The organism is Pseudomonas sp. NPDC077186 (assembly GCF_044543505.1).
Taxonomy (GTDB): Bacteria; Pseudomonadota; Gammaproteobacteria; order Pseudomonadales; family Pseudomonadaceae; genus Aquipseudomonas.
This window is the reverse complement of record NZ_JBITWE010000018.1, coordinates 1-1,940: the sequence shown is the minus strand read 5'-3', so window position 1 is coordinate 1,940 and position 1,940 is coordinate 1. Positions and strand designations below refer to the sequence as shown.

Annotated in this window: 3 protein-coding genes; all 3 read left to right on the top strand. The window is 66.5% G+C overall.

Annotated features, from left to right (window positions below; all coding sequences use genetic code 11):
- Positions 1–1,290 (top strand): integrating conjugative element protein (locus ACIGKL_RS24970; RefSeq protein ID WP_397489018.1); only part of this gene is annotated, 1,290 nt, incomplete at its 5' end.
- Positions 1,287–1,616, top strand: a complete 330-nt coding sequence (locus ACIGKL_RS24965) for a hypothetical protein (protein WP_124084278.1) — start codon at positions 1,287–1,289, stop codon at positions 1,614–1,616. The genes ACIGKL_RS24970 and ACIGKL_RS24965, both read left to right, overlap by 4 nt.
- A gap of 12 nt (positions 1,617–1,628) precedes the next feature.
- Positions 1,629–1,940, top strand: a 312-nt coding sequence (locus ACIGKL_RS24960; RefSeq protein ID WP_397489017.1) for a conjugal transfer protein TraG N-terminal domain-containing protein, incomplete at its 3' end; no start/stop codon positions are given.

The window sequence follows — 1,940 nt, the reverse complement described above, 5'->3', positions numbered from 1 at the left end:
GGCGTGCAACACCAGGGCGCGGTGATCGGTGACGACGTGCTGTATTCGATCGGCGGCGGTCGCGCCGTGTCGATGACGCCCGCTTCCGCGATGCGCTCCATCGGCGTTGGCGTCGGCTGGAACAGCAACCTGATGTGCGGCGATATGTCGATCTCCACCACCATCCAGAACCAGTTGAACGGTCTGACCAACGGCTTTCAGACCATCATGTCGTCGGTGATTCAGAACGCTACCGCCGCGGTCGCCTCCTTGCCGGCGCTGATCATCCAGCGGGCGGATCCCGGGCTATACAACCTGCTCACCAATGGCGTGCTGCAGGCGCGCCTGGACTTCGACCGTTCCAAGCTGACCTGCCGCGCCATGGCCGAGAAGATGGCTGACGTGGCGGGCGGCCAAGTCGGCTGGAGCCAGCTCGCCGACGGCATGGTCCTCACCCAAGCCGTCGCCAGTAGCGACGCCGTATCCGCCATCGAGCAGACCGAAACCAGCCGCGGCAACGACGGCGTGACCTGGGTCGGTGGCAACAACGCTGGCGGCTCCGGGCAGAACCCGATTCGCGTCATCAGTGACGTGACCCGCGCCGGCTACAACCTGGTCAACGGGCGCGACGTCGAGGACGCCAGTTCGATTGATCCTGTTCAGTGTGGCGGCAACCTGACCTGTCAGGCCTGGAGCTCGCCGGCGGCCGCCGCGGCCTGGGCCGTGCGCGTGCTGGGTGAGCAGGAACAGCGCACCTGCGAAACCTGCAACAAGACCGTGACCACGCCGGGCGTGGGCCTCACCCCGCTGATCCAGGAGGAGTACGAAAGCAAGCTCGCAGCGCTGCAGGCGCTGATCGTTGGCAGCCGCTCCCTGAGCCTCGACAACCTGCAGGCGGCCAGCAGCGCCTCCCTGCCCATCACCCGTGGTGTGATCGAGGCGCTACGCGATGAGCCCGACCAAGACATTTTGGCGCGGCGCCTGGCCTCGGAGATCGCGCTGTCCAGCGTGCTCGAAAAAGCCCTACTGCTGCAGCGCACGCTGCTGACCGGGCGCAAGGAGCCGAATGTCGCGGCCAATGAATTAGCGCAGAAAGCGGTGTCCCAGGAAAGCGACCTGCTCGAGCGCGAGATCCACAACCTGAAAACCGAGCTGGAGCTGCGCCGCGAACTGGCCAGTAATTCGCCCAGCGCCATCATCCAGCGGCACAGCGCACGCTCCGCCGGCTCTCGCGCCGTCTACGAGGGCGACCCGGTTCCCGACCGGCTCGATCAGTTGCAGCGTCCAGCCCAGACCGGAGGCACCCCATGAAGGGGCTGCGGTTGCGCTACGCAGGCCTGGTGCTGCTGGGCACCCTCCTCGTCCTGCTGGCCGCCGTCGCCGCCAATGTCGTCGGCATCCATCTGGCCGGCGGCATCGACGGCTGGCAGGCCTGGCTGGCCGCGCACAGCGCGCATTTCCTGGCCTGGCGCCTGTTGCTCTATGCCGGCACCGCTTATGGCTGGCTCTGGATGCGTCGCCGGGTGCTGGCACGCGAGCCGGATGCGGGCACTCGGCGGCGCCTGCTGCGGGCAGAAATGGCCGCCGTCGTCGCGGTGGCCGCACTGGAACTCAGTCCTTATCTGCAGGCGGGATGACCGGAGGCTGCGATGACGCTCTACACCACCGATTACCTGGAGTACTACCTGACCCTGGTGAGTTGGGTCGTTCACAACGGCATCTGGGCCGTGCTGATCGCCAGCGGCGCCTTCGCCATCCCGTTCCTGGCTATCGTCCTCCAGGAGTGGCTCAAGGCCCGCGCCGAAGGGGCCGACGAAGGCAACAAAGGCGCGCTGTCGGCCGTGCGCATCGAGAACCGCATCTTCGTCGCCATCGTGGTCATCCTCTTCGCGGGCATGCCGCTTATCGACGTCAGCTTCAATACCCTGCAGTTTGATCGCACACGCTCGGTGCAATGCCAG